Origin of the sequence: Latilactobacillus sakei subsp. sakei DSM 20017 = JCM 1157 (assembly GCF_002370355.1) — a bacterium.
In the GTDB taxonomy this organism is placed as follows: domain Bacteria; phylum Bacillota; class Bacilli; order Lactobacillales; family Lactobacillaceae; genus Latilactobacillus; species Latilactobacillus sakei.
On record NZ_AP017929.1, the window covers coordinates 474,707 to 500,908 of the forward strand.

The 26,202-nt window shown below is 40.9% G+C and carries 22 protein-coding genes, 1 tRNA gene and 1 pseudogene; 5 read left to right on the forward strand and 19 right to left on the reverse strand.

What is annotated here, in order from left to right:
• Positions 1-141: 141 nt before the first annotated feature.
• The 3 genes from LEUCM_RS02355 to LEUCM_RS02365 form a co-directional block, all read right to left on the reverse strand.
• Positions 142-978, reverse strand: coding sequence for a YitT family protein (locus LEUCM_RS02355; protein WP_056936485.1), 837 nt, complete (start codon positions 976-978; stop codon positions 142-144).
• Positions 979-1,061: 83 nt separating this feature from the next.
• Complete coding sequence (locus LEUCM_RS02360) at positions 1,062-1,469, reverse strand: DUF1697 domain-containing protein (RefSeq protein ID WP_025016464.1); 408 nt, start codon at positions 1,467-1,469, stop codon at positions 1,062-1,064.
• A gap of 33 nt (positions 1,470-1,502) precedes the next feature.
• Positions 1,503-3,179 carry an aryl-sulfate sulfotransferase gene (locus LEUCM_RS02365; protein ID WP_025016465.1) on the reverse strand — a complete coding sequence of 559 codons (1,677 nt, stop codon included), beginning with the start codon at positions 3,177-3,179 and terminating at the stop codon, positions 1,503-1,505.
• 178 nt (positions 3,180-3,357) lie between these two features.
• On the opposite strand from LEUCM_RS02365, the gene LEUCM_RS02370 reads away from it, so the two are divergent.
• Positions 3,358-4,284 carry a DMT family transporter gene (locus LEUCM_RS02370; RefSeq protein WP_025016466.1) on the forward strand — a complete coding sequence of 309 codons (927 nt, stop codon included), beginning with the start codon at positions 3,358-3,360 and terminating at the stop codon, positions 4,282-4,284.
• Positions 4,285-4,846: 562 nt separating this feature from the next.
• Here LEUCM_RS02370 and LEUCM_RS02375 read toward each other — a convergent pair.
• Together LEUCM_RS02375 and LEUCM_RS02380 are read right to left on the reverse strand one after the other, a co-directional pair.
• Positions 4,847-6,631 (reverse strand): adenine deaminase C-terminal domain-containing protein, encoded by a 1,785-nt coding sequence (locus tag LEUCM_RS02375; protein ID WP_025016467.1) that lies wholly within the window; start codon positions 6,629-6,631, stop codon positions 4,847-4,849.
• 9 nt (positions 6,632-6,640) lie between these two features.
• A complete protein-coding gene (locus LEUCM_RS02380) occupies positions 6,641-7,984 on the reverse strand; it encodes an NCS2 family permease (RefSeq protein WP_151388575.1) in 1,344 nt (447 codons plus the stop codon).
• Between the two features lie 169 nt (positions 7,985-8,153).
• Between LEUCM_RS02380 and add the strand changes: the two genes are divergently transcribed.
• Entirely contained in the window at positions 8,154-9,179 is a 1,026-nt protein-coding gene (add, locus tag LEUCM_RS02385; RefSeq protein WP_025016469.1) for an adenosine deaminase, read from the forward strand.
• A gap of 56 nt (positions 9,180-9,235) precedes the next feature.
• On the opposite strand, the gene LEUCM_RS02390 is transcribed toward add, so the two are convergent.
• From LEUCM_RS02390 to yycF, 9 genes and pseudogenes are all read right to left on the reverse strand, one after another.
• Positions 9,236-9,895, reverse strand: a complete 660-nt coding sequence (locus LEUCM_RS02390) for a hypothetical protein (RefSeq protein ID WP_025016470.1) — start codon at positions 9,893-9,895, stop codon at positions 9,236-9,238.
• Between the two features lie 139 nt (positions 9,896-10,034).
• A complete protein-coding gene (gene rlmH / locus LEUCM_RS02395) occupies positions 10,035-10,514 on the reverse strand; it encodes a 23S rRNA (pseudouridine(1915)-N(3))-methyltransferase RlmH (RefSeq protein ID WP_011373797.1) in 480 nt (159 codons plus the stop codon).
• A 544-nt stretch (positions 10,515-11,058) separates the two neighbouring features.
• Complete coding sequence (locus LEUCM_RS02400) at positions 11,059-12,318, reverse strand: S1C family serine protease (RefSeq protein ID WP_025016471.1); 1,260 nt, start codon at positions 12,316-12,318, stop codon at positions 11,059-11,061.
• 133 nt (positions 12,319-12,451) lie between these two features.
• Positions 12,452-13,258 carry an MBL fold metallo-hydrolase gene (locus LEUCM_RS02405; protein WP_016264363.1) on the reverse strand — a complete coding sequence of 269 codons (807 nt, stop codon included), beginning with the start codon at positions 13,256-13,258 and terminating at the stop codon, positions 12,452-12,454.
• Between the two features lie 34 nt (positions 13,259-13,292).
• A pseudogene (locus tag LEUCM_RS02410) lies at positions 13,293-13,697 on the reverse strand (two-component system regulatory protein YycI); the annotation flags it as partial.
• Positions 13,698-13,743: 46 nt separating this feature from the next.
• Positions 13,744-14,813 (reverse strand): IS3-like element IS1163 family transposase gene (locus LEUCM_RS02415; protein ID WP_112234043.1). Its coding sequence is split into 2 segments (ribosomal slippage): positions 13,744-14,585 and positions 14,585-14,813, totalling 1,071 coding nucleotides; the frame shifts between segments, so codons are not numbered across the junction.
• Between the two features lie 50 nt (positions 14,814-14,863).
• Positions 14,864-15,880 carry a two-component system activity regulator YycH gene (gene yycH / locus LEUCM_RS02425; protein WP_056936473.1) on the reverse strand — a complete coding sequence of 339 codons (1,017 nt, stop codon included), beginning with the start codon at positions 15,878-15,880 and terminating at the stop codon, positions 14,864-14,866.
• The gene (gene walK / locus LEUCM_RS02430; RefSeq protein WP_025016486.1) at positions 15,870-17,768 is read right to left on the reverse strand and encodes a cell wall metabolism sensor histidine kinase WalK; all 1,899 of its coding nucleotides are present in this window, start codon (positions 17,766-17,768) and stop codon (positions 15,870-15,872) included. Before walK ends, yycH begins: the two co-directional genes overlap by 11 nt.
• Before the next feature lie 9 nt (positions 17,769-17,777).
• Positions 17,778-18,491: a response regulator YycF gene (gene yycF / locus LEUCM_RS02435; protein WP_011373790.1), complete on the reverse strand. Its 714-nt coding sequence runs from the start codon at positions 18,489-18,491 to the stop codon at positions 17,778-17,780.
• A gap of 240 nt (positions 18,492-18,731) precedes the next feature.
• Between yycF and LEUCM_RS02440 the strand changes: the two genes are divergently transcribed.
• A tRNA-Lys gene (locus LEUCM_RS02440) sits at positions 18,732-18,804 on the forward strand.
• A 126-nt stretch (positions 18,805-18,930) separates the two neighbouring features.
• On the opposite strand, the gene LEUCM_RS02445 is transcribed toward LEUCM_RS02440, so the two are convergent.
• Positions 18,931-19,485 (reverse strand): recombinase family protein, encoded by a 555-nt coding sequence (locus LEUCM_RS02445; RefSeq protein ID WP_016264360.1) that lies wholly within the window; start codon positions 19,483-19,485, stop codon positions 18,931-18,933.
• Positions 19,486-19,999: 514 nt separating this feature from the next.
• Between LEUCM_RS02445 and LEUCM_RS02450 the strand changes: the two genes are divergently transcribed.
• A complete protein-coding gene (locus LEUCM_RS02450; RefSeq protein WP_016264359.1) occupies positions 20,000-20,569 on the forward strand; it encodes a helix-turn-helix transcriptional regulator in 570 nt (189 codons plus the stop codon).
• 50 nt (positions 20,570-20,619) lie between these two features.
• On the opposite strand, the gene LEUCM_RS02455 is transcribed toward LEUCM_RS02450, so the two are convergent.
• The 4 genes from LEUCM_RS02455 to LEUCM_RS02470 form a co-directional block, all read right to left on the reverse strand.
• Positions 20,620-21,282 (reverse strand): class A sortase, encoded by a 663-nt coding sequence (locus tag LEUCM_RS02455; protein ID WP_016264358.1) that lies wholly within the window; start codon positions 21,280-21,282, stop codon positions 20,620-20,622.
• Between the two features lie 74 nt (positions 21,283-21,356).
• On the reverse strand, positions 21,357-21,815 hold the full coding sequence (locus tag LEUCM_RS02460) for a DUF2975 domain-containing protein (protein ID WP_016264357.1): 459 nt from the start codon (positions 21,813-21,815) through the stop codon (positions 21,357-21,359).
• Between the two features lie 124 nt (positions 21,816-21,939).
• Positions 21,940-23,250: an NCS2 family permease gene (locus tag LEUCM_RS02465; protein WP_016264356.1), complete on the reverse strand. Its 1,311-nt coding sequence runs from the start codon at positions 23,248-23,250 to the stop codon at positions 21,940-21,942.
• A gap of 170 nt (positions 23,251-23,420) precedes the next feature.
• On the reverse strand, positions 23,421-24,701 hold the full coding sequence (locus LEUCM_RS02470; RefSeq protein WP_025016484.1) for an adenylosuccinate synthase: 1,281 nt from the start codon (positions 24,699-24,701) through the stop codon (positions 23,421-23,423).
• 267 nt (positions 24,702-24,968) lie between these two features.
• Between LEUCM_RS02470 and LEUCM_RS02475 the strand changes: the two genes are divergently transcribed.
• Positions 24,969-26,117, forward strand: a complete 1,149-nt coding sequence (locus tag LEUCM_RS02475; protein WP_016264353.1) for a VanZ family protein — start codon at positions 24,969-24,971, stop codon at positions 26,115-26,117.
• Positions 26,118-26,202 lie beyond the last annotated feature (85 nt).

Sequence of the window (26,202 nt, forward strand, 5' to 3'; positions counted from 1 at the left end):
TTTGACATTCGGCGTTAACCACAAGGATATGACTTATATAACACGTTTAGACTATAAAAATTCGGGTATCAAAAAAGGGGTTGGGACAAAAATAAATTTTGTCCCAACCCCTTTTTTATTGTTTAAAACGCACGCTTATTTTTATAAACTGCCGCCACGGACTTCTGCTATGTTGCCGACTATCGTAAACGCTAGCGGGTCCACTTCGTGAATTTTATTAATGATGTGTTGGTAGGCCTGATTTTCGACCACTAACATCAACATTTGCTTGTCTTCGTTAGAGTAACCACCTGTTACGTCAAAGATTGTCACACCGACATCAGCTTCTTCCACCAAATGTTCTTTGATAGTTGCCAACTGTTCGTTACTCATCACGTAGAGCACTTTTTTCCGGTTAAGACCTGTTTCGATATAATTCATCGTAATCAATGTCAAAATCGATGAACAGGTTGCTAACATAAAGGTTTCGAAACCAGAAACAAAAACATTGGCAAAACAAACTAATAAATCAACGACCAACAAGCTTAATGCTGGTTTAATATTGAAATACTTCTTAAAAATTAATGGTGGCACGGTTGACCCGCCACTAGATGCATCAATTCGATATAACAAGGCGATTCCGGCAGCATATACCACACTCCCGATAATAATCGCCAACAGTTTATCTTCAATCACCATCGCCTGCGGAGTGATGGCCAAACAAACTGGTAACATAAAACTACCAAAGAGGATTCTTAACGTGGTCTTTTTATCGAGGAGAAAATAAGCTAAGATCAGCATCCCGATGTTGATCACTAAGACCACCGTCGAAATCCGCCAGCCCATTAATTCCTCTAATAAAATTCCCACACCGGTTGCCCCACCGGCTGCTACTTCGTGGGGGGCAAAGAAGAGTTGGATCCCAATTGCAATTATTTCTAACGCAATTAAGATTAAACCCATTTGCAGCATCGTCTGTTTCAAATTTGATAAACGCATCGCTTCACTCATTTCTTTTTTGGATTGTTACCATAAGTATATACGAATATCAAATAATATGCCACTTTGACGCTTTTAAGTAACTAGTCTTGTGCTAAAGCTGCTAATTTCCGAGCGGTGTTGGCATTGCGGATTGTAATCCACTGGTAAAGTGCCTTATTTTTAACAATTGTCGCCCAGCGCGTGCGCCCGTGTGTCTTAACAGGTGCACTCCAGAAAACAAACTGCCCCGTAACAGCAACCTGCTCATAATCAGCCGTAACAATTGCAATTCGGACTGAAAAGCCAAACGTCGTGACCATCAATTGATCACAAACCGCCACCAATTCCGTCAGTTCTGTTTCGGGTGTTTCAAATAACACATTACCACTATTAATATAGGTCCGCACATTCGTAAACCCGGCATCTTCAAACGCGGTCCGTAACAAGTTCATCTGAACTTTTCGCTTACCGCCAACATTAATTCCCCGTAATAATGCGATATACTGCATCTTCGCGCCTCGTTTCTACTTAGTTACTAATCATCATAACTTAAATTGATAATTCTGACTATATAGTGAGAACCGTTCGGCCCGATAAGCATAACCAATTGTCGTAAAATTGGTAAACGTCAAATTATAGACCACTTTATTAGTTTTGGGATCCACCTCTACAATACGACTGGTCTTGCCTTGATCGTTAAACCCAAAATCAATCAAGTAATCGCCATTTGTTAATTTACGCGTACAGCCGATTACTTCACTAAAATTCGTTTTACCCAATGTTTTGCCGTAGGACCAGGTTTTCTTAATCGTCTTATCCTGTTCATCAATTAAATAGCTGACACCCTCGGAGTACTTGCCAGACGTCTTCTTATCGCCATTTGAAACGGCCATATTATTGTTGAACAACACTAGTTGCTTCTGGTCCGCTTCGCCGGTCGGCCAAATTGTGGCGGCGTGTTGCCCACCCGTAAAGGTTGTTTGGCTGTCGGCAGCTTTCAACAATAATTTACGGTATTTCAATGGCCACTTGCTAGCCGATTTACTACTGAATAACCACTTAATTTTAGATGTCTTGTAATCTAGTTTCATGACTAAATCCTGATTGCGACTTGAAATAACGATGCTATCATCACTGGTATCATAGTCGATTGAATTTTGGTGGAACCAATCTAACTTGCCATCGGCACGTTTTGTCGCCTTATAGGTTTCATAGAGCTCAGCTGGTAAAAGCTTCTTCAAATCAATCACTTTGACCACTTTGCCGGTTTTACGTGATAACTCGACCATTGTATCCTCAACATATTTTGAACCCCCATCCGAAACCGTCAGCAATAAGTTATGGTTCGGTAATTCAATCGCATCATGGTGAATAATGGTTGTTTCGGTTTTATCATTTGCCGATTCATTGTTACGCGTTTCCGTCGAGAATTGGTATTCGCGATAAACACGTCCCATAAAATCAGTTTCCAACAAATCATTGTAGACTAAATCTTTATTATCAGGTTTCGTTAAATAAAGAAGATGGCCGTTGCTGAGTACTTTAAAAATATGTTGGACATAATTGGTTGAATACCACCGAATTTCACCATCCGCATCGACACCAACTGGATATTGTGTTGAACGCACTAAGAACGTTAGACTGCTATTGCCAATTGACATCTTCGTCTTATCCGCTTTTTTGACCTTCAATGACATCGAAGCAATTGCTTTCGGTAAAGCGGCTGTTTTGACAGTAATCGTTTGATACGTCTTATGGCCAGCTTTATCCGTTAATGTTAAGCGCACCTTATTTTGATAGTTCGCATAAAGCCCTAAAACTGAAATGGTATGACTCTTGGTGTAAGTTTTGCCAACTTCACTCTTAATACTGGTCTTAGCGGTTTTCCCCACCACTTCGACCGTGACCTTAGTCGCCGTATTTGTTTTAAACAACACCAACGCACTCAGAGGTGACGTCCCATAAGGATTGACCTTAACATAGGGCTTAGCGCTCGTATATTGATCCGATTTAAGTGCTTTTTTATAAGTCGCGGTTAATTTTTCCTGACGCGTTTGCCGCGTCTTGATTGTCTGACTACCAATGTTTTTGATAATCTGAGATGTACTCAATATATCCTTGTTAAATAACGATGAGCTTCCTACTAATTTAAAAAGGAGCAGCCCCGCTAAGATGACTCCTAGGAGAATGACCGTTCCTTGTTTCAGACGTTTTTTCATACACAATACCTCGTAATCTGTTTATTAGTAGTATATTAGCTTTCCTTTGTGAATATTTAATGATTAATTATCGAGATATTTTCGGAAAATTTCGTATTTGTAAATGGCATATCACGCCCATTTAGCCTATAATGAATAGTTATGGATTTACTAAAAAATAACAAGGATGGCTAAAGCAATGACAAATCAACTAAAGCCGCAAAACATCGCTAAAGGGATGTTTTGGGCAACCATGGCTTCTGCACTTTGGGGCGTCTCTGGGACAATCCTCGAATTTATCTCGCAAGGGCAAAAAGTCCCTGCGACTTGGTTCTTATCTGTTAGAACCTTAGGTGCCGGTCTAATTCTTTTACTAATCGGTGCGATTAAGTTCAAACAAGATATCTTCTCAATCTTTAAATCTAAGCGATTGACAGCCTGGTTAATCGCCTACGCGCTTTTTGGGATTATGGGGAATCAATACACCTTCTTCATGAGTATTCAAACTGGGAACGCCGCAGCGGCTACTATTTTGCAATACTTGAGCCCACTTTTCATCGTAATTGGGACGCTCGCCTTTGTTCGCAAGTGGCCTAACCGAATTGATTTGATTTCATTTGGAATTGCCTTAGTAGGGGTTTTCCTCTCAATTACAAAAGGGAATATTCATACATTGACAATTCCGTTTAATTCATTAATCTGGGGGATTTTATCAGGGGTCACAGCAGCGTTTTACGTTGTTTTACCACGCCCTATCGTCAATGAAAAATCACCGATTTTAGTGCTTGGTTGGGGGATGTTTATCAGTGGGATTTTATTCAACATCAACCGCCCATTCTGGCAAGCACCACCTCATTTAAATGGTTCTGGGATTATTGCAATCTTAGCTGTCATTTTAATCGGAACGGTTTTTGCTTATCTTTGTTTATTACACAGTTTAAATTTCGCACCATCAACCGTAATCAGTATCGTAGATGCCGTGCAACCCGTAATCACCTTCATCCTCAGCATCATTTTCTTCCACTCAAAATTCAGCTGGGTTGAAATGAGCGGGGCGATCTTAGTGATTCTCGCGATTTACATCTTACAACGCTATCAAGAAGCGGACGGACAACCACTCGCCTAATCAAAAAAGTGCTTTTTCAGGCGTTCATATTGTGTGGCTTAGCCTAGGCTCGTGAATAAGCGACACAGTCGATTATTTGCGAGACGTAGCTAACTGCAACAATATGCCTGAAAAAGCACGTTCAAAAAAAGAGTGCGTTTGAAACGGTTTGACTTTGAGCATTAGCACAGCTCGGCGAATAACTGCTGTAAGCAGTTGTTTGACGAGTGACGCTAAGCGCAGAAGTCAGTTTCAAAAAGCACGTTTTCAAAAGAGTGCATTGCCAGTGGTTAGCTTTTGAGCATTTGCAGAGCTTAGCGAATTGGTGATGAAATCACCGGTTTGATAAGTTTAGCAAAGCACAGAAAGTTACTGGCAAAAGCACGTTTAAAATCAGAGTGTGTCGTAACCCTGATTTTATCCCGAGGATTAACACAGAGGGACGAATAATCGCTCGGCGATTATTTGGCGCTCAGGGTTAACCGGAAGGATATGGGTTACAGAACACGTTTAACCAATAAATACCTCAATATTACAAAAAAGGGATCCGACAAAGTTATTTTGTCGAATCCCTTTTTATTACCTATTGAGTTGTTAATATCGGGTCAAATAGTCTTAATTCATTACAATCAACGTTTCCTAAATCAGTAATGGCTAAATCGGGAATCGCTGTAATTGGTAAGAACGTCATATAAAACATCGGATCGACCACTTCACTCCCAATAGCTTGGCTGGCTTTTAAAATGCCTTCTTCTTGAACTGCCAATTCAGCTGGCGTTACATCGCTGACAATCCCGGCGATTGGTAATGGTAAGAAACTTAAAATCTGACCATCAGCCACAACCACTTGGCCACCATCACGTTCGATCAACGTATTGACCGCCAAAGCCATATCGTCTGGATTAACACCCATCACGATAATGTTGTTATCATCGGGTGCGGCGGTCGAAGCCATCGCACCTTTTTTGAGCGTCCAACCCGAGGTGAATCCTAATGATTGGTTGCCATTTTTACCGAAACGTTCCAAGACGGAAATCAACGCAACGTCTTTTGCTGGATCGATTTGAACAATCCCATCTTCAACCGCTAACATCTTAGTCTTAGCATGGCGGACAAAAGGTCCTTCGCTGGCAATCGTTTGAACAGTGACCTGACTTGCATCTGCTGCCACATGATATTCAAAGTCGCTAGCTTGGACAGCCTCTCTGATAACAGTGTTAGCTAAACTAGCCGGGCGAACCGGGCGTTCAATACTATGATCGATGTGCCCGTCCGTTGCCACCGGTTGACCTTTAGCCAAGACGCGTGTAATCTCAAAAGCTTCCAAATCAGAAACCAATAAGATATCCGCATTGCGCCCTGGTGCGATTAAGCCGACTTGATCATCAATGCGGTAGGCTTCAGCGCTATTGATCGTCGCCATTTGGATGGCCGTCATTGGTGCAACCCCAGCCGCGATTGCCAAACGTACTAAATGATCGAGATGACCTTTATTGACGATATCCATTGCGTTAACGTCATCCGTACAAAAACTGACATGCCGTGCAATCTGACCGTTTGTTTCAGTGATGGCGCGAATATTTTCAGCTAAGAAATGCGTCACTGATGATTCACGAATCACAACGTTGATCCCTTTGCGAACCTTTTCCAATAATTCTTGGTGGTCGTAACTCTCGTGATCGACCCGGACGCCACTCATCAAGTATTCGTTCAACTTAGTGCCCGTTGCCATTGGCGCGCAGCCCCAAACGGGTACGTGGTTATCTTGCGCACTCAATAATGTTTTTAAGGTATCTTCGTCTAGTGTTTCAACTGCTTCACGCACCGTTTCCCAAACGCCATAAACGTCAGACCGTTTTTGTAGTTGCGCTTGAACCGTTGAATCAATATTATCAGCGATGGTAGAAGCTGGAATCGTGTAAGGGGTCTTGAATGGCGCGCCCCAGAAAACGCGCATTGGTAATTGATCAACTTCTTTAAAAATTTCTGATAAACCGTCGACACCGATTACTGAGATATATTCGTCTAATCCTGAAATAATACTGGTTGTGCCGTGTGGGACAACGGCCTCAGCAAAACTAGTCATACTTAACTTACTGCATTCTACATGGATGTGACCGTCAATCAAGCCCGGTACGATGTATTGCTGCTTAGCATCAATCACACGCGTTTCAGTCCCTTGATACGCTGAAACATCGGGATCTACCGCTACAATTTTACCTTGGTAAACAGCGACTTCTGCCGGATAAATTTCGGCGGTCATCACATTGACTAACTGACCATTTTTAATAATGAGGTCTGCGGGCCGCTTAGCACCCCCAGCTTGAATTAATTCTTTAAAAGCCGTTAAGCGATCTGACATAATCATCGTTCTCCTTTATTTCGGTAAGATATTAATGACGTACAACAAGATAACAAAAACAACGAATAAAGCGTACATGGCCGGATGAATTTCCTTGCGCCGACCCGCAGCAAGCATTGTCACTGGGTAAACTAAGAAGCCAAAAGCAATCCCGTAAGCGATATTGTAAGTCAGCGGCATTGCGATAATCGTTAAGAAACTTGGTAACGCCACTTCAAAGCGACTCCAATCAATCTTACTTAATGAGCTTGCCATTAAAACACCAACGATAATTAAAACAGGCGCGGTCACTTGTGATGTAACGACTGTTAATAATGGTGAGAATAACATCGAAAACCCGAACAATACACTAACCACTAAACTAGTCAAACCCGTCTTACCACCCATGGCAATCCCAGCGGATGATTCAACATAAGCGGCAGTTGGTGTTGTGCCCATTACTGACCCGGCCATCATTGAAACAGAATCAGCCATTAACGCTTGGCCAATACGGGGCATTTTACCATTTTTCATGAAGCCAGCTTGTTCTGCCAAACCGATTAAAGTCCCGGCAGTATCAAAGAAAGCTACCAATAAGAAAATTAAAACGACTGCCCATAATTGTGGTTGATTGATATCACCTAAGTGTTGGATCCCTACGCCAAACGTGGGTTTCATACTTGGTGCAACTGACATCAATTGTGCTGGTAACGAAATTAATTTTGTCACTAAGCCTAAAATCGTGGTTGCAATCATCCCAATAAAGATGGCACCATTTACCTTTTTAGCCATCAATACGCCGGTCACGATTAAACCGAAAATCGTGAGCCAAGTTGTCGGCACTGTGAATGACCCCATTTGAACGAGGGTTGATTTGCTGGCAACAACTAAACCGCCACCTTGTAACCCGACAAACGCGATGAACAGGCCAATTCCGGCGGCCATCGCTAGTTTCAAATCATGTGGAATCGCGTCAATAATGTATTCCCGAACCTTGAATAAGGTAATCACCATAAAAATCAATGATGCGACCACGACACCTGCCATAGCGGTCTGCCAAGAAATGCCCATAGCAATGACGACTGAATATGTGAAAAACGCGTTATCGCCAAGTCCTGGGGCAATCGCGATTGGATAATTGGCTAAAAAGGCCATTAATAACGAACCAACAATTGCTGAAAGAGCGGTCGCTGTGAAGACTGCGCCTTTATCCATACCGGCTTCGCCTAAAATCTGTGGATTAACGAATAGAATATAAGCCATCGAGACAAACGTTGTCAGTCCCGCGAAAATTTCGCGTTTCATTGTTGTGCCAGATTCTTGTAACTTAAACATGCGATCTGCGCTTGCTTGAATCCCTGATTGCTTCATTGGTGCCATTTCCCAATCACTCCCGTTTATCATTAATAACACTAGTATGCCAAACTGCATTTGATTATTCAAGAACAATTTTATTTTATTTAATTAAATAGTTCGTGTTTAACTTGAAATTGCGAATTTTTTAAGTTATGCTAGTGCCAAGTTATTAATTCATTAGGAGGCAGATTTTATGACACAATTGGCAACACGTGACTTTATTGATGGTTTACCTAAAGCAGAATTACATCTTCACTTGGAAGGCGCATTGGAACCCGAATTGAAATTAGCCCTTGCGCAAAAAAATGGTGTTGATATCGGCCAAACTACGATTGAAGAAGTTCAAGCAAGCTACAACTTCAATTCACTCGCATCATTTCTCGCAGTTTATTACCCCGCAATGAATGTTTTACAAACTGAAGATGACTTCTACCAATTAGCGTTAACTTATTTGAAAAAGGCCCACCAAGAAAATATCCGTTACGCCGAATTGTTCTTTGATCCCCAAGCTCATATGACACGCAGTGTAGCTTTTGAAGCCGTCGTGAACGGCTTTTATCGTGCCTGTGTCGATGCCCGTGCCTTCAATGTCGATGCCCACTTAATCATGTGTTTCCTCCGCGATCTTTCCACAGAGTCAGCGCGCCAACTACTAGAAATCGCCAAACCCTACCAAGCTAAGATTCTCGGTATCGGTTTAGACTCCGATGAACATCACAATCCACCATTGAAGTTCCTTAGAGAATACGGCGATGCGGTTGCTCAAGGTTATCGGATTACGATGCATGCCGATATCGATCAAGTGGACTCAATCCAACACATTCAACAAGCCCTCGAAATCATTCGCGTTGAACGCCTCGATCACGGTACCAATATCGTCGAAAATCCGGACCTGGTTGACTGGGTCGAACAGCTTAAAATCGGCTTAACTTCTTGCCCACTTTCTAACCGCCTTGTTGCCGATGATATGAAGGATCGAGAAGTTCTCGAACTGATCGATCACAATGTCAAAGTCTCAATTAATTCTGACGATCCAGCTTATTTTGGCGGCTATATCAACGATAATTACGAAGCTATCGCTACTAAAAATGATTTAACTATTGACCAAGTCGTTCAGTTTGCAAAGAACTCATTTGAAACAGCGTGGATTAGTGATTCCCAAAAACAAACCTACCTCGCAGAAATCGACGCTTATGTCGCAGATTACTTGCAAAAATAAGATATTCAAAAAGCGCGTTAAGACAAATTGTCTTAGCGCGCTTTTTGAGTTGGTGATTATCTTGGCACCACATGCGTTTCGATTTGTTGTTCGCCACCTTTGACGGAACCAAACTTCGAAAGAACCGTAATCGTACCGTCTGCATTCGGCGTGAAGGTCCAGAAATCTTCCCCCTGCGCCCCAGAATAGTCATGAGCCGTCATTGAACCATCAGGTTGACTACTGAAAGTGCCGTTATGCGAAACAATAACTTCAGCACCTTCGAACGCCTTTTTTTCAGCTTCAATCGCCTCTGCTTGTGTGATCGGTTTAATTGCAGATTGCTTAGCTTGTTCCGCTGCTTGTTGTGATTCACTTGCTTTAGAAGCTACCGTTTCTGATGCTTGTTGAGCAGCAGACGCTGAACTTGCAGATGCCGCTTGTTCACTAGCGGCTGTACTGCTTGCAACTTCAGCCGATTGAGCAGCTGCTATTGATGATGCAATCGCGGCCTTTTCACGAGACTCGCTCATCGCTTTAGCTGACGCTTCTGAAGCCTGTTTTTTGGCGCTACTTTGAGCCCGCAATTTTAATTCACTTTGCTTTTTAGCCCGTTTTTCCGATTGCGTCGTACTGTGACTGTTGCTACTTGTCTTCGTTGAATCAGCCTGTTGCCCACACGCCGCCAACAAAAGAAGCGTCGCCGTTGCTAAACCAACCGTTAATTTCTTATTCATACTAATAGCCCCCAAATACCTTAGTTGAGATTACGCATCTCGATAACTAAAGTATATAAAATTGCCCCGACATAATATGTCACTTTGATGGGTATAAAAAAGAACCGCAGACAAAATTTATCTGGGCTCTCAATTTTTCTTATTTGTGATACGGAGATCCCTGGTTAATCATAAACGCCCGGTAAATCTGTTCCGTTAAAACTAAGCGCATCAATTGATGGGGTAACGTTAATTTGCCAAACGATAGTGCATCGTTAGCACGTTTATTGACGGCATCGCTTGTTCCGAGTGAGCCCCCAATAATGAAAGTGATATCTGATGTGCCATAGGTTGCCAAATCTTGGATTTCTTTTGCGAATTCTTCTGACGCACGTTGCTTGCCGTGAATGGCTAACACAATCACGTGTTCCTTATCCTTCACCTTGGCTAAGATCCGTTCGCCTTCTTTATCTTTAACGGTCGTCATTTCAGCCTCACTCAAAGATTCCGGTGCCTTTTCGTCTGACACTTCGATGATTTCAAACTTACAAAATTTGCTTAAGCGTTTGGCGTATTCCGCAATGCCCGCCTTCAAGTATTTTTCTTTCAGTTTCCCAACTGTGATAATTTTGATATTCATAACGTCCTCCTAGCTAATACTTCTATTTTAGGCGAAATTGATTCTAAAAAAAAGCTATTCACAGTAATTCACCGAAAAGTACAAGTTATCCACAAAAGTTATCCACATATGCACAAGTGTTCGTCCCAAGTCTTGTGGTTAAATTTTTTTGAACCACTAAATAATCGAATCACATTTTTTGGAACGCTTTCTTATAAAAAAAGTTATCCACCGATTTTTAATTGTTCGCACTACTGTGTATCCATTTTCAAATGCTTTAAAATCAACATTTTTTGACGATTTATTTTAATTTTAAAAAGTTATCCACTTTTCATTTATTAACTTGTGGATAACATTAGTGCTTATTTTTCCGTGTTATACCCACAATCCACAGACTTATCCACAAGCTTCTGTCGTTGCCGCATTTTGGCTATCCACATTGACTTTTTTAAAACTTAACAATTCGGCTACTTGTCCCCCTTGACGAACTTCTTTTTTAATTTAACACCATAAAAAAGACGTACGATCGGAAAAATCCGGTCGTGCGTCTTTATTTTTAGTGCGTTTATTTAGTTGTTGTCGTACTATCTGATGAAGCTGCTTGTGTAAGTTTAACATTCGCTTTTTTCAAGCTGCCATTATGGTAGTACTGAATTTCAGTTGTACTATTCATCGCGTAACTGTATAGGATTGTGTGTAAGTCTGCAACGCTTGAAACCGTCTTGCCGCCTAAACCGACAATCACATCGTATTTACTAATCCCAGCTTTCTTAGCAACTGAATTGCTTGTTACTGAGGCAACCACTACCCCGCTATTGACGGTTGATGGTAGTTTTAATACTGAAGATTGTTGTGTTGATGAAATATTGGTTAAATCTATCACACTAATCCCAAGTGCTGGTCTAACGACTTTCCCGTTAGCCACTAATTGATTAATAATTTTAACAACTTCGTTACTTGGAATAGCAAAGCCCATCCCTTCAACTGTCGTATCACCATTTGAGGCTAACTTCATTGAATTAATCCCAACAACTTGACCGGCCATATTAACTAATGGGCCACCTGAGTTCCCAGGGTTAATCGCTGTATCAGTTTGAATAACAGTCGCTTGACCAGTTGTTTGGCCAGTTGTTTCGTCCGTCACATCAATTGTCCGTTTCTTAGCAGAAATGATCCCTTGTGTGACAGAAGTTGCGTATTCTGAACCCAATGGTGAGCCGATCGCAAGAACTGATTCACCAGCTTTGATACTATCTGAATCACCAAACGTTGCCGTCTTCTTCACTTTAGTCCCGTTAATTTTTAAGACAGCCAAATCAGAAACAGCATCTGTCCCAACTAAACTAGCTTCCAATTTTGTGCCATCACTCAAAATGACTTCGATTTTATCAGAACCAGCAACCACGTGATTATTCGTCACGATGTAAGCTTTGCCGTCTTTTTTCTCGTAGATTAAACCTGAACCTTCACTGGATTCTTCTAAATCACTGCTACTGCTCTTAGAAGAACTACTATTGCTGTTGGTGCTGCCTGAACCAAATAATGAACTCAGGTCACCGGTTGATTGTTGTTGTTTTTGTAAGTTCACAACGGATACAACTGATGTATTAACCTTTTGGAAGGCTGTTGTCGTCTGTGATGATGAGTTCACTTTGATATTACTAATCTTAGTTGCCCCCGCTTTAGTAGGCGTCTGCGTTGCAGTCGTGACATCATTGGCCGAACTGCCGAGTCGAGAAAAACCGGCATAGGCTGCGCCCCCACCAATCAATGCTGAAATAACTGCAACAACCGCTGTTTTCATTAATCCTGAATTTTGATTCATACTAAATCACCCAAACTTTCTAATTTTATTCTGTTTATTGATTATCTCTATCATAAAATTTAAATTTGAAAAATTCATGAACAAGTTACGAATTTTAAATTGTTTTTATAGCGGTATTTTAACGCTTTTATGCCTAAACAACAAATAAAGGGTCCGCAATCGCTGGATCAGTATCCAAAATTTCAAAATCCGTGCCAACACCGTAATCATGTTGTTCTAAAATTGATGCCACCGTTAAGTGTGCCAACTCCTTCATATTGTTTTCTTGGCTCAAATGACCTAGGAAAACACGCTTTGTTTGTTGTCCCATAAAGGCCATTAAGGCTGAAGCCCCATCTTCGTTAGATAGATGACCCGTATCACTAAGAATACGTTGTTTAAGCGACCAAGGGTACTTACCCATTCGTAACATTTCCAAATCGTGATTACATTCCACCAAGTAGGCATCCGCATTTTCGATAGTGCCTCTGATTTGATCCGAAACGTAACCCGTATCCGTTAAGATTGCGAAGGCTCGGTTATTATGATGAAATTGATAGAATTGCGCCGCAGCGGCATCGTGTGAAACGCCATAACTTTCAACATCGATATCACCGAGTGTTTTGGTTTTACCCATCTCAAAGACGTGCTTATGTTCATCAGGAACGGTCCCAATAATTGACGCCATCGCATCCCAAGTCGGTTGGTTAGCATACACATCAATCCCATACCGGCGGGCTAAAACACCCACGCCACTACTGTGATCGCGATGTTCGTGCGTCACTAGTAGACTGTCAACATCCTTTAAATCCCGACCGATACTGTGCATTAAATCCTGAACGCGTTTACCGCTCATTCCCGCGTCGACTAATATTTTTTGAGTTGGTGTTTCAATAAAAGTTGTGTTGCCTGAACTACTGCTGGCTAAGACGCTAACCCGCATTTCATCTTTTTCTACCATTTATCCGCTATCCCCTTGGCTTTTTCACTGATTCTTATGATGTTACTTCGCTGCGATTCTTCATTAAGGCGCCGGTGAACGCATTGATGCGCTTAACGACGACGTTTTTGGTACTCTTATTTTCAATGGCGATTTGCCAGGCTGGTACGTAGACCGTACTGCTATTGGCGTCTAATAGGGCGCTATAGCCTAGTTGAACCCACAAAATCTTGGAGTTATTTGGAATTTCATTATCCGTGTATAAATCGACGACTGCCCCTTGTGCAGAAATCTTGGTCATTTCCTTTTCACGTAAAATTTGAACCTTATTGATATAAGTCTGCGTATACTGGCTAATTTGTCCGTTATCCAATGTAAAAATTAACTGTCCATGTTCGTCCATCATTTGCCCCCCTGGGACCTTTTGGACGTAAACAGCTTGCTGATTATTCGATAACGCTTTTGAATACCGATTGCTCCTATGTCAATAAATGGCACATCTTTTTCTAAACACTCGTTCTAATTCTGTCGGAATTAAACCAACTGATGTAATTTGAGGTTCGGATTACCAAGTCCTCAAAATTGGAAAAAGTTGTTTGAAAGGCAAACTCTCTCTTCAACAATGAGTGAAAAGCTTCAATTGGCCCATTATCATAAGGATAACCTTGTTTTGAGTATGAGTGGCTAATCTGATGCCGTTCAAGTAAAGTTTCAACTTCGTTGCTGGTGTACTGTGAACCCATGTCAGAGTGAAAATATTGTGGCTTTTGATGATATTCAAGCGCCTGATTAATCGTTTCTACAACTAACGTCGCCTCCATCTGACGACCAATCTTGAAAGCAAGAACTTGATGAACCTTTGGTTCGTAAATAGAACTGAGATAAACCCAGGTTCCTGGACGTAATTCCAAATAAGTAATGTCAGCACGCCATATCCTTGCATTGGGCTGGTGCTTGATTAAATTGGGGCGTTGTGAATGATCCACATGAGTGCCAGGTTTTTTAAATCGCCGATTCATTAAAGAGTGAATCTCCATTTCCCTCATTAATCGTAAAATTCGTTTTGACCCAACACAGATGCCTGACTTGCGAAGCACCATCGTTATTCGTGGATAACCATAGGCACGATAATTATTTTCCCAAATCAATTTAATTTTTTCTTTGAGTTGATTATCAACACGTTCGTGTTGACTAGGTTGATATCTTTTCCAATGGTAATAGGTGCTGCGCGGTAATTTCAGTGCCGAAAGAATAATTGATAAGCGGTGTCGCAATAACTGATCTTCTATGAAGACAAGGCAATTAATTCGTCCTAATGCTTTCCCAGTAACACCGCCGCAGCTTTTAAAATTTCGAGTTCCTCCTTTAATCGCTGATTTTCCTTTTGAAGTTGTTTGAATTCTTTGGACGTTACTTCAGTACCGTCTTCTAGCTCAACTGATTTAGCGCCTTTAACCCAGTTATGAATTGCGGCTGGAGAAACACCGTATTCCTCGGAAAGCGAGCGAATAGATCTTTTCTCTTCACGATGCATCTTCACAATGCTGGCTTTAAAATCATCTTGATATCGTTTCATTGGAATGCTCCTATCTTGTTTTATTAATTATGGCACAACTGTTCAGAAATTTATGTACCAAATACTAGGGTAGGAGCACCTTCAACATAGGTGCGATAAGTCGTCGAATTGGTATCTTCATCATAACTGTAAAAACGCATGCCGGATAATGAATTGCCCGTCTTCAACAACGCAGCAAAACTCGTTTCAAAACTCTTCGTTAAGCCTGTCGGTGACTTCGTATCCTCATATTTCACAAATGCAATTTCACCCGTTTTATGATTGATGGTTAGTCGCTTGTATAAATCGTTATTGGCACCATCTGTATAGATTACATTGTCCCCTTGTTCTTTAGCATCAATATTATCAGTATTTTTTTGATCCAATAGGGTCGTAATATAGTAATTTTCTGGTTGTTGGTTGACTAAGTAACTATATGGTAAAAGGGACTGATCGGCAGCCACATAAATAAACGGTTTATGATTTAACAAACTCTCCTTAACATTCAAGTGTACATCTGAATGATCCAAAATACGTTTCACTTGGGCCTCTGAAAATTGCCGCATCGTCGTTTGATAAGTCATGTGACTCTTATCGTTCATCAATGTCAGCTGTGGCTTATTCCCCATCGTAATCTTAATCCGATTAAAGGTCGTATTCCGGCTCAATTGGTTGTTACTGTCGTCAAAAACCTTCTTAAAGACCGCATACGAAATATTGTCCGGATACAACAAGGTCAATGTATCATCAGTTGTAATCGCCTGATAGTAATTGGCTTCACTTAACTTAGATGCTTTAAACCGTGCTGATTTAGTCAACTTCATGGCTTCCTTCAGCTTGGGCACTAAGCTTTCTTTTGAATTATAAACGAGCTGACTCTGTTGATTAGTCCGCCACAGGATTTGCGTGGGTAAAAAGATATCGCTAATCTTGCGATCCGATTTTCGACTCACCGCTTTCGTCGTCGTTTGACTATCTGTCCGTCGTTCGTAATGTGTATTATTCGTCCAAATCTTCCAGGATAAAATAATACTTAAAACGATTGAAGCAATCAGGATGACCCGCATCACAAAACTATTAAATTTCATCCCAATCACCTCCATCAGAATCAATTGGTTCGTATGGTAAAGAAATATAGAATGTTGAGCCTTTGCCTTCTTGGCTATCAACCCAAACACGCCCATTATGTGCTTCGATAACTTCTTTTGAAATTGCCAAGCCTAAACCGGTCCCGCCTTGTTTCCGAGAGCGCGCCTTATCAACCCGGTAGAAACGATCGAAGATTCTCCCTAAATCTTTACGTGGAATCCCTAAGCCCTGATCAGAAATGCTTAAGATCACATGACGATGGGTTTCCAATAAACGACAAGTGATGACCCCACCATCTGGTGAATACTTAATCGCATTATTCATAATATTATCGACTACCTGCATGAATTTATCGGTATCAATTTCGACCCATAAATCCCGCTTGGTGAAGTCGCGCGTAATACTGTATTTTTTATTAGGATCATCAGTTGGTAACTTGCCCGTCCCTCTCGGTGATGCATTGTTATCGTGTTCCTGATCCCGTTTAATCATCATATCAAACCGATCAAGTACATAGCCAAAGAATTCATTTAAATTAACAAATTCTAAATTCATTTTAGCTGTCCCTTGGTCCATCCGCGATAAACTCAATAAATCGTTAATCATTCGGATCATTCGATCAGTTTCTTCTTGCGTAACCTTCAAAAAGTTCGGTGCGACTTCAGGATCTTGCCAAGCACCATCATTAAGGGCTTCGATGTAACTCCGAACACTCGTCAATGGTGTCCGCAATTCGTGAGAAACATTTGAAACGAATTCGCGTTGTTCACGTTCATTCTTTTGTTGTTCCGTTACATCATGTAACACACACACTAACCCGGTGATATAGCCTGTTTCTCTTTGAATCAATGAAAAATCGACATGCAAAATCAAGTCATGATCTTGTTGATCTGAAAAATCTAAGACCATCACTTGTTGGGTTTCTAATAAATCGCGAAGTGTATATTCTTCACTAATTTTAAGCACTTTTAGAAGCGATTGGCCCAAGACGCCATCGCTAGTCACATTGAGAAAGTCCTGCCCGGTTTCATTAATAATCGTGATATTACCTCGTCGATCAGTCGCAATTACCCCATCAGTCATGTGACTCATAACGCTATCTAATCGCCGTCGCTCGGATTCGGACGCTTCTTGCGCCTCTTCGACCCGAACTGACAAGTTATTAACCGCAATCGCAAGTTGGCCCAATTCATCCTGTCCATAGATGCGGACCTGGCCTGAATAATCGCCACGTGCCATCTGAATTGCTTGTTTCTTCATTTCATCAATTGGACGCGTTATTGCCCGGGAAATGACAATCGATAAAGCCATCCCTAATAAACCTGCCACAAGAGACGAGGTCAGGAAAATAACCGTGATCGATGAAATGCCTTTATAGACCTCTTCCATGCTGGCACGAATATAGACTGCCCCAACGACAGTATTGCTGTCACCATTGGGATCCGTCAACGGTTGAATCGCCGTATAATAACTGCCCTGGCTTTCACTATAGGCAACTTCTTGTTCCGTATGCCCTGAATAAATCGCCTGTTTCACACGTGGATTACGCGTTTTTTGACCAACAGTACTTTGCGTATTCAGATTAGTGACACCCCGAATGGTCCCTTTATTATCAACGACTTGAATCTCAGCAGAATTGCCCATATCGCCGATAATATCCTTGATATTTTTATTCGCATTACCGCTATTGCTCATCAATTCATTGCTTAATTGGTTTTGAACATAGGGAGTCACTTGCAATGACTGCTTAAAATCTTTCACATTTTGGTATTCCAATTGCTTAACAAACGAAGCCCCAATCACCTCTAGTGTTACTAGCAGCAACAAGACAAAAACAATTGCAATCTTGAAATGGATTGATTGGAATAACCGAATTTTTTTATTCATGCGTTAAACTTACTCCTGCTCAGGATTTCTTAAATAATAACCAACACCACGACGCGTTACTAACCATTCTGGATGACTAGGATTATCTTCAATCTTCTCACGTAAACGACGGACTGTGACATCCACTGTGCGCACATCACCAAAGTAGTCATAACCCCAAACTGTTTGTAATAAATGTTCGCGCGTCATTACTTGCCCAATATGTTTGGCTAAGTAATGTAATAATTCGAATTCACGATGTGTTAATTCAATCTTCGTGCCCCGTTTAGACACAATATAAGCTTCTGGGTGAATCGTGAGGTCGCCAATGTTAATTTCGTGGTTTTCCTCATTTGCTTCTTTATCAGATTGACTGGTTGACCCTTGGCGTCTTAAATTTGCTTTAACACGGGCAACCAATTCACGATTGGAAAAAGGTTTTGTGACATAATCATCAGCGCCTAATTCTAGCCCTATCACTTTATCAATTTCTGAATCTTTAGCTGTTACCATAATAATTGGCATATCGTGTGATTTGCGTACCTGGCGAGCGACTTCAAGACCGTCAACCTTAGGTAACATCAAATCTAATAGAATTAAGTCAGGGACAACTTCTTCTACTTGTTGTAGTGCTTCTTCCCCATCATAAGCTGTGTAAACATCATAGCCCTCTTTCGTTAGATTAAACTTAACGATATCCGAGATGGGTTTTTCATCATCAACTACCAATATTTTTTTAGCCATTTTAGTATCCTCCTTGGATGCTTTGTCTTCTATTATACTCATTTTAAGAATGCAATTCAAAATCTGGTCTCGTTTTCAAGCCCGTTATAAACCCGCCATTAACGATATTTAATGGGTCTAAATGCGTTGCTACTTACTCCCGCAACAATTTTATTGAAAAAAATTAAAAAAACTGTTTACAGATTGCCAATCTCTATGGTATGATATTTAAGTCGTAAGGCATGAGACATTAAATCACATGGGTGGTTAGCTCAGCTGGCAGAGCAACGGACTCTTAATCCGTGGGTCCAGGGTTCGATCCCCTGACCACCCATCAAGTATACACGATAAATAGTCATAATGATGCAATTGCATCGTTATGACTATTTTTTTATACAAAAATAAAAGATTATCCGCCCAGTAAAGCCCGCCTATCTAAGAAGATAAGCGGGCTTTTGTGTTAGGCCTTCACGGCACGACGTCTTAGCGTCGAAATACTAATTCCTGTTTTTAAACTAATCTCTTGGATGGTTAAACCTTTTTCAACATCCTTCAGTGCGCCTTCAATTTGCTGATCTGTATACTTTTGCCGCCGGCCTTCATGATAGAGTGGGTTATTCATCCGCGCAGCTTCCTTACCTTCTTGTGTCCGCGTCACAATCATATCCCGCTCAAATTGCGCAAAGGCACTCAGCATCGTTAGCATTAGGTTTCCTGTGGGGGTATCTTCAATGGTCCCCATATTTAAAATCGTCACCTTGATATTACGCGCAAACAACTCTTTCGTAATACTTAAAGCCCCAATTGTATTACGCGCGAATCGGTCTAATTTTGTCACTATTAGCGTATCGCCCGGTTTTAACTTTTTTAGAAGCAACTTAAACTTAGGCCGATCAGTTGTCGTCCCTGTGAATTTTTCGGAATAGATTTTATCACAATCGGCCTGCTTTAGTTGCTCGATTTGTGTATCTAAATTCTGGCCCATCGTAGACACTCTTGCATAGCCATATTTCATAATAGTGTTACCTCCTAAAATTTGATGCACAAACTTATTTTAAAAGATACGCGATGATTAGCAAGGCTTATATTTACGTTTTGTAAACATTCCGTTCAGAAACTATCGAACCACGCCGCCTAACCCCAAGTGTACACTCTCCGTTTAAGTTCATCTACTTTATTGTATCTATAAGTTATCACACCCATCATGACTCGTTAAAGTTATACGCTTTAACGTTTTATCAAAAAAGCTTAACTCTTGTTAAGCTTATTAAAATTTTAATAATCCTTTAAAGCTTTTGTTATCAATCGTTTCATCTAATATCGCTAGCAAAAATGACGGTCTATATTAAATTTTGCACAATTATTATTAATTATTTTGAAAATTTCATCGCATTATTACTATTTAGCGACTATTAATAGTCAAAAATAATAAATTGTTTTTCAGTTAGTACTATGCAAATATCACTTGCTTTTAAATACTTCTCTACTTTCTTATAATATGATTAAGCTCAATTGGGGGAGGAATCATCATGTTAGCCACTACGCTTAAAAAACGTCGTATTGATCTACATTTAACTCAACAAGCTGTCGCAGATCAGCTTCACACAAGTCGACAGACTATTTCGAACTGGGAAAACGGTAAAAACTATCCCGACGTCCCAATGCTGGTCGCCATTAGTAATCTATATGATTTATCACTCGACGATATGTTGAAGCAAGACACCAACTATCTCAATAAAGTCGCTAACGATTACCAGTTAATTAATCAACAAAAAAAGACACACTTATTAGATTATGCCTTGTTGCTTACTTTATCGGGATTGGTCATCATCATTCTAGCTACGATTTTTTTCAAATCACTGGTCAATGAACAGTTAACTGGGCTCTTAGTCTTAGTTTTTACAACAATCCTCGTTATCTTGAGCTACTTTAAAACAGTTCAATTCTACTCTAAACAGCCTGGAAATAAGCAGCCCCTCTTGATTCCTAAGGTCGTTGGAATCGGCCTGACAATCAACCCTAACCATCCAATTGGTAAAATAATATGGTTATTTATTTTAATTTTTGTAGTTGGTAGCTTACTGACCGTTATTTTTTAAAAGAAGCTAAAAAAAGTGCTAACCCTTTTTTCTGGGTTAACACTTTTTTATTAGCCAAATACTTTTAAATTCGTCTTATTCGCTTTTTCAGTCTTCACTAATTCGCCTTGGACGCACCACCGACGAACCGTTTGATCACAGGTAATTAAGGTGACCATTTTATGTCCCGGGACATCATCGATTACTTTGACTTCTTCAGGGGCAATCGATTTTTTAACGTTTACGCGGTATGAATAGACGTTTTGTAAATCAGTTAGGTAAACCATATCGCCGACTTTAACATTTTCCAATGGTAAAAAGATGTTGGTAAATGAATGACCGGCTAAGGCATAGTTATTATCGGCACCCATCTTCTGGTCAGGTTTCATCGTACCACCGCCTTGGGCCATTGTTGCTTCTGAGACGCCCTTCATGACCGGCAATGCAATTCCGACGCTCGGAACCGCAACCTTCCCTAAAACAATCACATCGCCCTTAACGGCGGCGCTGACGATTTGCTTTGTATCGAGTGTTTTAACACTATTGAAATCAAAATTAGCCTTTTTATGTTGGTTTTTCTTAATTTGAGCGGCCGTCACCGTATTCATCCGGCGATTAGCCATTGATTTAACCATTTGATTGCGAATTGGGCCAATAAAAACAAGTATTAAACCAATGAGCAATAAAAGTGCTAGCAGACTATTAATAAGCCGATTCTTCGTCTTTTTTTGCACAACAATTTATCCCCTTTACTACTGATTTATTTTATTGTATCACATCTCAAAGCGGTTACTCATTTTAAAAAGTCTTATTTTTCCACAATAATTGCCGGATGCATTAAATTTCGAAATAAATTAGCGGTAATCGCAATTGCCAGTGAGATAACAACTAACCCTAGGTCAATCAACATGACACCCGGTGTCGCTTGTCTGACTGCAATTAAATAGAATAATGGTAAGCTCAAGAGATAGGCCGCGCCATTGATACTGGCGACTTTTTGAATTTGGCGGAGGGCTTGTTGTGTCTGCTGGCCAAAATGACCGACTAGATCGACCTCGCGTAAAATTCGTTGGAGTTGGTACAACCCCCAAAGTACCAGGATCAATGACCCATAAACCAAGAGAACGACCAACCACAAGCCACCCGGAATTTGGGGGAAGTTCTGCGCAATTTTATGCGTTAACCGTGGCCCAATCAACCCGATAAAGATTAGCGGTAAGCTGGCTAAGCCACAAACTAATTTCAAAAATAGGATTTGAATTTTCATGTCACTCACCTCCTCTTTAATTTAAGCGATTCACACCAAATAAACAATTTAAACGCCGCGCCTTTATCCAAAAATTAAGAAACAAAAAAAGCGGCTGATCCACAGGACCAACCGCTAAGTCGTGTTAACCGACGTTTAGAATATACATAAAGATTACGAATACGAAAAAGAGCACGTACATAATTGGATGAATTTCCTTACGACGACCAGCCGTAATCATCGTGATTGGGTAAACGATAAACCCTAAAGCAATCCCATCTGAAATACTGTAAGTTAAAGGCATCCCCAAAACGATTAAGAAAGCTGGAATCGCGATTTCCAATTTTTCCCAGTCAATTTTCTTCAATGATTGCGCCATTAACACCCCAACAATTACTAAAGCCGGCGCCGTTACTTGTGACGTCACCACCGTTAAAAGTGGTGAGAAGAATAAACTGAAGACGAATAAAATCCCGGTAACCACTGCTGTTAAACCAGTCCGACCACCAACGGCAATCCCGGCTGATGATTCGACGAAGGCCCCAACAGGTGATGTCCCCAAGAGTGAACCAGCCAACATTGCTGAAGAATCTGACATCAAGGCTTTCCCAACACGTGGCATCTTGTTGTCCTTCATGAAACCAGCTTGTTCAGCTAAACCAACCAATGTGCCCGCTGTATCGAAGAACGTCACTAATAAGAACGTCAAGACAACCACCCACATTTGAACCGTATTAATATCCCCAACATGATTCAAACCAGCTAGGAATGTTGGTTTTAAACTAGGTGCGGCAGCGACAAAATGAGTTGGTAACTTAATTAAACCCGTTACGGCCCCTAAAATAGAAGTTAAGACCATTCCAATAAAAATCGCACCTGGTACTTTTTTAACCATTAAAATAATTGTAATAATCAAGCCAAAAACTGTTAACCAAGTCGTGCCTTGTGAGAAGTCCCCAAGACCCACGACTGTTGATTTATTGGCGACGATTAAACCACCGCCATGTAAGCCGATAAAAGCCACAAACATCCCAATCCCGGCCGAAATTGCTAATTTAAGATCGCGCGGAATCGCATCAATAATGATTTCACGTAATTTAAAAATAGTGATTACCATGAAAATCAATGAAGCGACAAACACACCTGCGAGTGCCGTTTGCCATGAAACACCCATCCCAATGACTACTGAATAACTAAAAAACGCGTTAATCCCAAGTGCGGGAGCTGTTGCGATTGGATATTTAGCGTACAAGCCCATCAAGAAACACCCGATGGCACTGGCTAAAGCAGTCGCCGCGAAAACGGCCCCTTTATCCATCCCTGAAGCACCCAAAACGCTTGGATTAACAAATAAAATGTAAACCATTGAAATAAACGTGGTGAATCCGGCTAGAATTTCCCGTTGGACCGTTGAATGTTGTTCTTCGATACCGAAGAAACGACTTACTTTTTCCATAATAACTCCTCTAAAACAACTAATTTTCCCACTATCTTTTTAGTGGTAATGTGTGTATAATACTGACTGGTGCCAAACCCATGAGAATGAAAGTTTGTTGGCGCGTTTAACGACGCGTTTCGAAAACGAACTTTGCATTCTCTTTTTTTGTACCCTTTTTTAGGCTGTGCTTACCAGATTGCTTTTAAAATGTTTGTTTGATCACGATCGGGACCAACCGCAAATGTGGCTAATGGTAAATCAACCAATTCTTGCAAGCGTTCAACATACCGACGCGCATTGACTGGTAATTCTTCAAGTGTCTTAACGCCAGTAATATCTTCATCCCAACCAGGTAATTCTTCATAGATTGGTGTACAACGTGCTAATTCGCTCAAGCTTGCTGGGTAACGATCGATGCGTTCACCGTCTAATTCGTAAGCGACACAGATTTTCAACGTCTTCAAACCAGTTAAAACATCAACACAGTTTAAACAAAGTTGCGTTAAGCCAGCCACCCGTTTAGAATGACGAAGCACAACTGTATCAAACCAACCAATTCGCCGTGGACGTCCTGTAACAGTGCCGTATTCGTGGCCTGCTTGACGAATGAAATCACCCGTTTCATCGAATAATTCAGTTGGGAATGGGCCATCACCAACACGTGATGTATAAGCTTTAGCAACCCCGACCACTTCATCAATCCGTGAAGCGCCGACCCCTGAACCAGTTGAAACGCCACCGGCAGGATTTGAAGAAGTTACAAATGGGTAAGTCCCTTGGTCGATATCCAATAAAATACCTTGGGCCCCTTCGAATAAGACGTTGCCCTTTTGATCTAAAACATCATTTAAAACAACAGATGTATCACAAACGTATTGTTTTAATTCTTGACCATATTGGTAGTATTCTTCAAAAATTGAGTCGAAATCTAAAGCTTCAACTTCATAAATCTTTGTAAATAAGGCATTTTTTTCAGCTAAGTTTTGTTTTAATTTAGTTGCAAATAAATCTTTATCTAATAGATCAGCCACACGAATACCACTTCTAGCTGCTTTATCCATATAAGCTGGGCCGATCCCACGATTAGTCGTTCCAATCTTTTGATCACCCTTAGCGGCCTCTTGTAAGCCATCTAGCTTAATGTGATAAGGCAAGATGACGTGGGCCCGATCTGATAATTTCAATTGACTTGTATCTACATTCTTGTCAGCTAAACCACGTAATTCGCCAACGAGTGATTTAGGATTAACCACAACCCCGTTACCGATGACGCTGACCTTATCACTGTTAAAAATCCCAGATGGAATTAATTGTAAATGATAAGTATCTTCGCCTAATTTGATGGTGTGGCCTGCATTGTCTCCACCTTGATAACGAGCGATTGCGTCAGCATTCTGACCTAAAAAGTCGGTGATTTTCCCCTTACCTTCGTCGCCCCATTGTGTTCCAACTACTACTGCAGATGTCATATGAATAAACCCCTTTATTCAAGTTAATTGTCTTAACCTGATATTTAAGTACTAAACTCACAAAAGCTATTGTACCAACTCAGCTATTTGAAATCAACTGAAAACACGAACTTTATTAATAAACACTACCTGATTAACGTTTTAAATCCTAATGATGATTACACAACGTTAATACAGCGCTTTAAACACGAACAATAATTACGGTTTTGACATCCACCAACTTGCCCTCTACAATTAAACCATCTTAATCTTTCAAGGAGTTGCCTAATGCTATATCTCGATAATATCATCACCGCAGCGACGGTTTTTCCGTTTGTCGCAATCGCCCTCACAATTCCGGTTTTAATCTATCATTACCGGCGTTTTGGCGCACTAACCTTTTGGCGAAGCTTAGTGATTTATAGCTTTATCTTCTACTTATTAGCCGCCTACTGTCTCATTATACTCCCCTTACCACCAAAATCAGTCGTCGCTCATTTGACGACCCCGCGTTATAACCTAGTGCCGTTCACTTTTGTCCGCGAATTTATTAACACGACACACTGGGTTTGGAATCAACCGGCAACCTATCTCGCAACGCTTAAACAAGCGGCGACGATTCAACCGCTCTTTAATATCGTTTTAACCATCCCCTTTGGTGTTTACCTTCGTTACTTCTTCCGGACATCATTCAAACAGACCCTATTATTAAGTTTTGGCCTCACATTATTCTTCGAATTAACCCAGCTGTCAGGACTCTATGGTATTTACCCCCGACCATATCGGTTATTCGATGTTGATGATCTACTGCTAAACACGAGTGGCGGACTCATCGGCTTCGGCTTAGCACCCTTATTAACCTATTTCTTGCCGACTCGTGATGCACTTGATCAAGCGGCTTACATCAACGGCCAAAAAGTTGGTTATCTCCGTCGCTTATTAGCACTGGGAATCGATTATTGTCTCTTAACACTGATTGGCATAATTGTTACAGCGATTTGGCGTTTATTAAAACTACCTACTTTTGGCAATGATGTTTTCTACTATTGTTTAGAAAACGGACTCTACTTCGTCTTACTGCCCGTCCTCTGGCGGGGGCAGACACCTGGTAAAGCGCTCTTGAGGTTAAAAATCACCGCCGAAAATGCCATTGCTTGGCGGATATTCAGTCGCCAATTTTTACTGTTCTTTATCATCCTACCTAGTTTCCAATTATGGCGGATCACCATCGATGCCTTGGTTGCTAGCGGCCAAACGCATTTAGATATCTACCTTCTACTAGGCGGTCTGGCTGCCTTACCACCCGTCTTATTCACGGGTAACTTCCTATTATCGTGGCTTTTCAAAAAGCCGCAACTCTTTTATGAGAAGTTAACCAAGACCCAAGAAATGAGTTTGGTTCAACCGCAAGGAGAGCATCCCTTAAAAAATAATTAAAAACACCGCTTAATTCTAAAGGTCTAGCAAATTAAGATACTTTCCCTGTTAAATTAGCTATAATGAAAGTATCTTATATCTGAGA

Excerpts from the sequence above, each read along its gene's own strand:
- LEUCM_RS02380 (WP_151388575.1), bottom strand. The coding sequence starts at position 7,984 with ATGGCACCAATGAAGCAATCAGGGATTCAAGCAAGCGCAGATCGCATG.
- LEUCM_RS02465 (WP_016264356.1), bottom strand. The coding sequence starts at position 23,250 with ATGGAAAAAGTAAGTCGTTTCTTCGGTATCGAAGAACAACATTCAACG.
- rlmH (WP_011373797.1), bottom strand. The coding sequence starts at position 10,514 with ATGAATATCAAAATTATCACAGTTGGGAAACTGAAAGAAAAATACTTG.
- LEUCM_RS02445 (WP_016264360.1), bottom strand. The coding sequence starts at position 19,485 with ATGAAATATGGCTATGCAAGAGTGTCTACGATGGGCCAGAATTTAGAT.
- LEUCM_RS02375 (WP_025016467.1), bottom strand. The coding sequence starts at position 6,631 with ATGATTATGTCAGATCGCTTAACGGCTTTTAAAGAATTAATTCAAGCT.
- LEUCM_RS02390 (WP_025016470.1), bottom strand. The coding sequence starts at position 9,895 with ATGAATAAGAAATTAACGGTTGGTTTAGCAACGGCGACGCTTCTTTTG.
- LEUCM_RS02355 (WP_056936485.1), bottom strand. The coding sequence starts at position 978 with ATGCGTTTATCAAATTTGAAACAGACGATGCTGCAAATGGGTTTAATC.
- LEUCM_RS02400 (WP_025016471.1), bottom strand. The coding sequence starts at position 12,318 with ATGAATCAAAATTCAGGATTAATGAAAACAGCGGTTGTTGCAGTTATT.
- LEUCM_RS02470 (WP_025016484.1), bottom strand. The coding sequence starts at position 24,701 with ATGACATCTGCAGTAGTAGTTGGAACACAATGGGGCGACGAAGGTAAG.
- yycH (WP_056936473.1), bottom strand. The coding sequence starts at position 15,880 with ATGAAATTTAATAGTTTTGTGATGCGGGTCATCCTGATTGCTTCAATC.
- add (WP_025016469.1), top strand. The coding sequence starts at position 8,154 with ATGACACAATTGGCAACACGTGACTTTATTGATGGTTTACCTAAAGCA.
- LEUCM_RS02360 (WP_025016464.1), bottom strand. The coding sequence starts at position 1,469 with ATGCAGTATATCGCATTATTACGGGGAATTAATGTTGGCGGTAAGCGA.
- LEUCM_RS02365 (WP_025016465.1), bottom strand. The coding sequence starts at position 3,179 with ATGAAAAAACGTCTGAAACAAGGAACGGTCATTCTCCTAGGAGTCATC.
- walK (WP_025016486.1), bottom strand. The coding sequence starts at position 17,768 with ATGAATAAAAAAATTCGGTTATTCCAATCAATCCATTTCAAGATTGCA.
- LEUCM_RS02460 (WP_016264357.1), bottom strand. The coding sequence starts at position 21,815 with ATGAAAATTCAAATCCTATTTTTGAAATTAGTTTGTGGCTTAGCCAGC.
- yycF (WP_011373790.1), bottom strand. The coding sequence starts at position 18,491 with ATGGCTAAAAAAATATTGGTAGTTGATGATGAAAAACCCATCTCGGAT.
- LEUCM_RS02450 (WP_016264359.1), top strand. The coding sequence starts at position 20,000 with ATGTTAGCCACTACGCTTAAAAAACGTCGTATTGATCTACATTTAACT.
- LEUCM_RS02475 (WP_016264353.1), top strand. The coding sequence starts at position 24,969 with ATGCTATATCTCGATAATATCATCACCGCAGCGACGGTTTTTCCGTTT.
- LEUCM_RS02370 (WP_025016466.1), top strand. The coding sequence starts at position 3,358 with ATGACAAATCAACTAAAGCCGCAAAACATCGCTAAAGGGATGTTTTGG.
- LEUCM_RS02405 (WP_016264363.1), bottom strand. The coding sequence starts at position 13,258 with ATGGTAGAAAAAGATGAAATGCGGGTTAGCGTCTTAGCCAGCAGTAGT.